The sequence below is a fragment of the Neobacillus drentensis genome, from assembly GCF_036965245.1.
Lineage (GTDB): Bacteria > Bacillota > Bacilli > Bacillales > Cytobacillaceae > Neobacillus > Neobacillus drentensis_G.
This window is the reverse complement of the sequence record NZ_JBALPG010000002.1, coordinates 86,293-93,313: the sequence shown is the minus strand read 5'-3', so window position 1 is coordinate 93,313 and position 7,021 is coordinate 86,293. Positions and strand designations below refer to the sequence as shown.

The 7,021-nt window shown below is 40.2% G+C and carries 6 protein-coding genes; all 6 read left to right on the top strand.

Translation table 11 applies throughout. The features are described 5' to 3' along the window. Positions 1-343 precede the first annotated feature (343 nt). The 6 genes from V7150_RS00550 to V7150_RS00525 all read left to right on the top strand — a co-directional run bounded on the left by V7150_RS00550 (position 344) and on the right by V7150_RS00525 (position 6,944). Positions 344-2,623 (top strand): nitric-oxide reductase large subunit, encoded by a 2,280-nt coding sequence (locus V7150_RS00550; protein ID WP_335512562.1) that lies wholly within the window; start codon positions 344-346, stop codon positions 2,621-2,623. Between the two features lie 127 nt (positions 2,624-2,750). Further along, entirely contained in the window at positions 2,751-3,080 is a 330-nt protein-coding gene (locus tag V7150_RS00545) for a hypothetical protein (protein WP_335512560.1), read from the top strand. 296 nt (positions 3,081-3,376) lie between these two features. After that, positions 3,377-3,703 (top strand): MerR family transcriptional regulator, encoded by a 327-nt coding sequence (locus V7150_RS00540; protein ID WP_335512558.1) that lies wholly within the window; start codon positions 3,377-3,379, stop codon positions 3,701-3,703. 189 nt (positions 3,704-3,892) lie between these two features. Continuing rightward, on the top strand, positions 3,893-5,155 hold the full coding sequence (locus tag V7150_RS00535) for an ammonium transporter (RefSeq protein ID WP_335512556.1): 1,263 nt from the start codon (positions 3,893-3,895) through the stop codon (positions 5,153-5,155). Between the two features lie 81 nt (positions 5,156-5,236). Beyond that, complete coding sequence (locus tag V7150_RS00530) at positions 5,237-6,223, top strand: DUF294 nucleotidyltransferase-like domain-containing protein (RefSeq protein WP_335512553.1); 987 nt, start codon at positions 5,237-5,239, stop codon at positions 6,221-6,223. Between the two features lies 1 nt (position 6,224). Next, positions 6,225-6,944, top strand: coding sequence for an exonuclease domain-containing protein (locus V7150_RS00525; RefSeq protein WP_335512551.1), 720 nt, complete (start codon positions 6,225-6,227; stop codon positions 6,942-6,944). The last annotated feature ends 77 nt before the right edge of the window (positions 6,945-7,021 follow it).

Sequence of the window (7,021 nt, the reverse complement as noted above, 5' to 3'; positions counted from 1 at the left end):
GATTATAAGCTCTTTTTTTTTATTATTCAAACATTTATTTTCTTACTATATTAATACGTTAATTGATTGAAGTGGAAATAGTATCTTAAAATTAATTATTTTTACATCATACGTTGGTCCCGTCTTCAATATTCAGACTTTTTACACATCTATCATTTTTTAATTCAATAGTGCTAGAAAATAAAAGACTAAAATGTTTGTGGGTTTATCCTTCCTTCGCTTCCAAAATAATGAAAAATATGAATTTTTTATAGAAATAGGGGTATGTTACTAGTTAGGATTTCCTTTAAATAGAAATCCATGGGAGAAAACTACTCGAGAAATCTTTTTCGGAGGTGTATTCATGCGTTATACAAGGCTATGGATTAGCCTGACAATTGTATTTATAGCATCATTCTCCATTCTAGGTTACTACGGAGGCAGGCTATATCAGTCAATGCCCCCGATACCAGAACGCGTTGTCGTATCAGACGGAACCGTTCTTTTTACAAAAAAGGATATTCAAGATGGACAAAATGTTTGGCAATCTATTGGCGGTCAGGAGCTTGGCAGTATTTGGGGCCACGGTGCCTATGTTGCCCCCGATTGGAACGCAGATTGGCTTCACCGGCAGTCGATGTGGCTGTTAAATAACTGGGCAGTGAAGGATTATGGAAAGAGATATGCTGCTCTTGACGATGAAGCAAAGGCTGCTTTAAGGGCAAGACTTAAAAATGAAATTCGGCCAAATACCTTCAATAAAGAAACAAAGGAAATTACTATATCACCAATTCGAGCTGATGCGATTCGAAATGTTAGTAAGCATTACGCTTCTTTGTTCACTGACGATCCAAGATTAGATAAATTACGAGAAGCATATGCGATGCCTAAGAATGTGATAAAGGACGACACACGTCTTAGTGCATTCATTAGCTACATATGGTGGACTACTTGGGCAACCGAAACCAACCGCCCCGGAGACAATGTTACCTATACAAACAACTGGCCCAACGAAGAACTGATCGATAATAAACCAACCGGTGAAATGCTTGTCTGGTCTGTTGTCAGCTTTGTCTTGCTGCTGGCCGGGATTGGCGCCTTAGCATGGTACCATGCTACGCAAAATCATCATGACGAAGATGAGGAATATCCGAAAAAGGATCCTTTACTTGCCTTGGCCGCAACCCCTTCGATGAAGGCAACACAGAAATACTTTTGGGTAGTAGCTGCCCTTTGGCTTGTCCAGGTTTTACTTGGGGCAATAACAGGGCATTATCAGGTCGAAGGCAGTGGATTTTATGGAATCCCAATTGATAAATGGATTCCTTATTCACTGACAAGATCGTGGCACACTCAGCTGGGTATTTTATGGATTGCTACAGCTTGGTTGGCAACGGGGTTGTTTATCGGACCTGCTGTATCTGGTCATGAACCGAAATTCCAACGGTTCGGTGTAAATTTCTTATTTGTTTGTTTACTAATAATTGTTGTTGGATCAATGGTCGGGCAATGGTTTGCCGTGCAGCAAAAATTAGGTCATACCGCCAACTTCTGGTTCGGCCATCAAGGCTATGAATATACTGACACCGGTCGTTTTTGGCAGATATTCTTAACGGTTGGATTGTTTCTATGGTTATTCCTGATGGCTCGAGCTATTTGGCCAGCCTTTAAAAATTTAAAAGAAAGCCGCCATCTTCTTGCGCTGTTTTTAATAGCTTCCCTGGCGATCCCCGTGTTCTATATCCCTGCTTTATTATGGGGGCAGCATAGTAACCTGGCGATTGCCGAATATTGGCGCTGGTGGGTTGTCCATCTCTGGGTTGAAGGATTTTTTGAAGTGTTTGCCACAGTCGTTATGGCATTCCTGTTTACAAGAATGGGATTGCTCGGACTTCGGACAGCGACTACCTCCGTCCTCTTCTCCACTGTTATTTTTTTATTCGGAGGAATTATCGGGACTTTTCACCATTTATACTTCAGTGGAACTCCAACAGGTGTCATCGCCTTCGGAGCATCCTTTAGTGCACTTGAAGTTGTACCGCTTGTGTTAATCGGCTTTGAAGCCTATGAAAATCTTACCCGAAGCCGCGCTAAGCCATGGGTATCTGCCTACAAATGGCCTATTTATTTCTTTATTGCCGTTGCGTTTTGGAATTTAGTCGGTGCCGGTTTATTTGGCTTCTTTATCAATCCGCCAATTGCTCTTTATTATATGCAAGGGCTGAATACGACACCTGTTCACGGACATACCGCCCTATTCGGTGTGTATGGTATGTTAGGAATTGGCTTAATGCTCTTCTGCTTACGTGGTTTGACAGTGAAAAAAGAATGGAAAACTGGCGCACTGAAATTCGCATTTTGGGCCATTAATATCGGCCTTGCCTTAATGGTGCTAATCAGCCTAATACCAATCGGCTTAATGCAGACCTGGGCAAGTGTTCAACACGGCATGTGGTACGCACGCTCCGCCACCTTTATGTCACAAGACATTGTTCATACCTTTGTTTGGCTCCGGATTGTCGGTGACACAATTTTTGCCCTCGGAGGTCTGGCACTGGTTTGGTTTATTATTGGTTTAATAACCGGCTGGTCAGTATCCAATGACCGACTCGATTACGCTGAAACGGATCATAAAAACATTTAGAAAAAAGTCCCATTCACTTTTGATTTATGAATGGGCTTTTTCATTTCGATCTCTAGGCATGCGCCGTTACCTACCTGTAATGGTTACATAATCTATAGGGTACTATCACATAAGGAGAGATGCCCAAATGAATCCCTATGGCCATTATCAGCCACAACAAATGCAGGTTGAATACCATTCGTATGTTCCAGCAGAGCAATTAGATTACCAACAAGAGCAATACCATTCCTATGCTCCAGTAGAGCAAAATTATTATCATGTTCCACTAGATCAATACGACCCCAATAGGCAGCCACAACAACTTGAACGCCGAGTCAGTCAGCTCGAAAGACAAAATGAGCGGCAACAAAGAGAAATAAGCCAGCTGCAACGCCGGCTCCAGCGTGTCAACCAACGGCTCCGGGCCGTCGAAAATCGTCTCCACATTCCATTTACACCATTTGACGGGGAGTATTAAGGGAAACTTCAGAACCGGGCTTGTGAGAGTCCGGTTCTTTAATGGGTTCCAACTGTCTTACATAGTAAGGAATTCTTTCAGAAACCCTCGTAAACAAGGAAAAACAATCAGTGAACTGGAGATTCTATATAAAAAATCAATAGCCTCCAAAAAATAAAGTCCTTTTTACTTCACATGATTTTTTTCTTAAAAATATTTGCATAACAATACAAAATATTTATCTCATGTGAGAAAATCTAACGTATATTATTAATACTCAAATTAAGGAAAACAATAGGGCGTGGTGAACAGCTAACATGGGAAAAGATTTGTCTTATAAAGATAAGAAGGTCATAACGATTGGGATTGTCAGGGAACTCACTGGTCTATCTGAAAGACAAATCCGTTATTATGAAGAACGGAAACTGATTTTCCCTGAAAGGTCTGCAGGAGGAAGTCGTAAGTTTTCCTTTTCAGATGTAGAAGTACTGATGGATATTGCCAACAAAATTGAGGATGGTATTCAAACTCACGAAATTAGGAAACAAATGCTAAAGGAACAAAAGAAACAAAGTCAGGATGAAATCCGTCGTAAAATGATTCAAGGACAACTAAATGCCCAGTTCGGAATTCGAAAAAATTAATATGCTCTTTTTACAGCCTCGTTCCTTTTTTTAGGAGCTAGGCTTTTTTGTTCCCCCTTTCCATCTCAACACTTCAAAAACCATGTTAGATAACCTTACAAAATTATAGATACATCCTCCTGAATTATGTAAAAATACAACTACACAAAATGTTATAAGGTGAAACACAACTCAAAAGGGGGAGAAAAATTGGATACTTTATTTTTAATGAACAGTCTATGGGTTATGGTTGGTGCAGTCCTTGTCATATTAATGATCGGAGGCTTTATTCTTCTTGAAACGGGTTCAACCAGAATGAAGAATGCAGGGCATATTGCCGGAAAAACAATCCTTACCTTTGGAATTGGCTCGATTATGTTTTGGGCAGTGGGATATGGCTTAATTTTCGGAAAAGGAAATCCTTTGATCGGGTTCTCCGCTTTCTTTTATTCAGGCTATGACATTGATGGTTTACCATTGTCAGGCGCCGTTTTCTTTTTATTCCAATTAGCCTTTTCTGGTATTTCCTTAACAATCGCCTTTGGCGGATTTGCCGAACGAGCTAAACTCAGTGTTTATCTTGTATTTGCCGTTCTTTTCTCCATATTTGTCTATCCTCCTATCGCACACTGGATCTGGGGCGGCGGCTGGTTAGCAGAGCATGGAAAACAAGACTTCGCCGGTTCAACTGTTGTTCATTTAACTGGTGCCATGGCGGTGCTCGCAGCCACAATTCTCTTAAAACCCCGTATCGGAAAATTTAATAAAGACGGTTCAGCCAATAATCTTGCCGGCCATAACCAAGTTTTCACCGCCTTGAGTGTATTACTGTTATGGGTAGGCTGGTTTGGTTTCAATGCTGGCAGCACTTTATCTGTTGACAAAGCCTTTTTTGGATTCGTCGCTATTAATACCAATCTAGCAGCTGCTGCTGGAACAGTAGCCGCGATGGTCATTTCTTGGATGGTATTAGGCAAAGCCGATGTCCCGATGATATTAAACGGCGCTCTTGCAGGTTTGGTCGCAATTACTGCTTCCTGCGCATTCGTTGATACATGGGCCGCCGTCCTGATAGGATTTATCGCTGGAATTCTTGTTTTTTATAGCATTCGCTTTTTTGAAAAAATAAAAATTGATGATCCAATTGCCGCATTAAGCGTCCATGGTACAGCCGGGGTATGGGGAACCTTATCAACCGGGTTCTTTGCAACAAAAGAATTAGCAACTGTCGGAAAGCCGGGATTATTTTATGGCGGAGGCTTCCATCAGCTTGGTGTTCAAGCAATAGGTGTCATTACCTGTGCGGCTTTCGCCTTTATTGTCTCCTTCATCATCCTGGCAGTAATGAAAAAAGCAATGAATGGCTTGCGTGTGACGGAAGAGGAAGAAATTATCGGTCTTGATATGAGTGAGCATGGCAGCTATGGTTACCCTGAATTGGTTAATGCTGAACAAAAGCTGAAGGCTCAATAGTATTTGAAAAAGAAATGGTAGTCAATCCCTTAGCTAAGGGATTGTACTGCTCTTTACTCTTTTTTAGGAGAGGTGAAAAGTGTGGTTGAGAATCTTTACTCAAAGGCAGCGGAATTTAGAAATATTCATTTGAAGAAAGCTGCTCATGATCACTTTAAGTTAAACCAATTGCATGATGAAGTCGTGAAACAAGTGTTGAATATATCTATTAAACAAGTATCAATTCGATTTGGCCATCCACCGTCGCCCTTCTGCTTTTTTGTGATGGGAAGTGCTGGACGGATGGAACAATCGGTTTGGAGTGACCAAGACCATGGGATTATCTATCACGAGCAGAACGATGATGTAAAATCGTACTTTTTAGCACTAGGAAAAGAAATTTCTAAAGGGCTATTTCATGCAGGTTATCCCTATTGTGACGGCGGCGTAATGGCAAGCAATCCCTTCTGGTGTAAATCGATGACTGAATGGCAGCTGCAAATAACGAATTGGTTGCATGAGTCCTCATGGGAGTCGACTCGGTATCTATTAATTTTTCTTGACGGCAGGTCGGTCTACGGCGAGAGCGAATATGTAGAAAAGTTAAAAAAACATCTCTATCAAACCGCAAATAAACAACAGCTTCTGACAAAATCTCTTAGCAATACACTGTATCTCAAAAAGGGGTTAAACGTGTTAGGCAAGCTTTTAACAGAAACCCACGGGACCCATTCAGGATCGCTAAATATAAAAGAACTTGGACTATTCCCATATGTAAATGCCCTACGTCTCTTATCTATTAAAGAAAGAATGCTAGAGACATCTACACTTTTGCGATTTGAAAAAATACCAGACAACTGTTTTCCTGGTGGTAACAAAGAATTATTTCAGCAGCAGTTTTTAAAGTTGCTGAACTACCGTCTACTGTTTGCTGATCATACAGACTATGATTCTGGTCATTATTTGATTGTCAACCTTCTCACAAAAGAACAAACGAAGGATGTAAAGGAAATCATTAAAAATGGTTCTGCCCTTTTTCAACACGTTAGAAGATTACTAGAAAAGGACAATTTTAATGGGGATGATTGAGATGATGCAATTTTTTAGACAAATAACTGGAAAACTTTCTTCAAACATATATGCAAGTTTACAAGGACCCTCTACTCCACAACAAATGGCTTTTCTTAGAGACCTTCAAAGAGAGATGAATCACAACAACAGTTTGGACACCTCACTTGATGAATTAAATGTGGCTGTGTTTGATTTAGAAACGACTGGATTTTATCCAGAAAAGGGCGATCAAATCATTTCAATCGGGGCAATTAAGATGAAGGGGCATCAAATTAAAGAGCATGAAACATTTTATTCCTTAGTAAAAGCAGACCTTCCACTATCAGATGAAATTTCATCGTTAACTAATATTCAAGAAACAGAATTGCGTGCCGCACCACTAGCATCGGATGTGCTAGTACAATTTTTCAAATTTGTTAATAGGGATATTCTTGTAGCGCACCACTCAAAGCATGAACATTCCTTTATGAGGAAAATAACCTGGGATTTATTTCGAACCAAATTTAACCACCGACTGGTCGATACTTCTTTCTTAATTCGACTATCTGACCTATCCATGAAATCAGCATCTCTTGAAGAAGTTTGCATTCAATGTGGAATTGACATAAGAGACCGGCACCATGCCCTTGGAGATGCCATCATGACCGCACAAGTTTGGAGGCATTATTTACAACTAGCTCAAAAGAAAGGATTCCATCATTTACGGGAAGTGTACGAATATCTCTCTAAACATGATTAAAAAAATTATATTACTTTTATATATTTTTAGCTAAAAATGATAAAAATTACCAACACTTCCATTTTACTACTACAAAT

Excerpts from the sequence above, each read along its gene's own strand:
- V7150_RS00525 (WP_335512551.1), top strand. The coding sequence starts at position 6,225 with ATGATGCAATTTTTTAGACAAATAACTGGAAAACTTTCTTCAAACATA.
- V7150_RS00550 (WP_335512562.1), top strand. The coding sequence starts at position 344 with ATGCGTTATACAAGGCTATGGATTAGCCTGACAATTGTATTTATAGCA.
- V7150_RS00540 (WP_335512558.1), top strand. The coding sequence starts at position 3,377 with ATGGGAAAAGATTTGTCTTATAAAGATAAGAAGGTCATAACGATTGGG.
- V7150_RS00545 (WP_335512560.1), top strand. The coding sequence starts at position 2,751 with ATGAATCCCTATGGCCATTATCAGCCACAACAAATGCAGGTTGAATAC.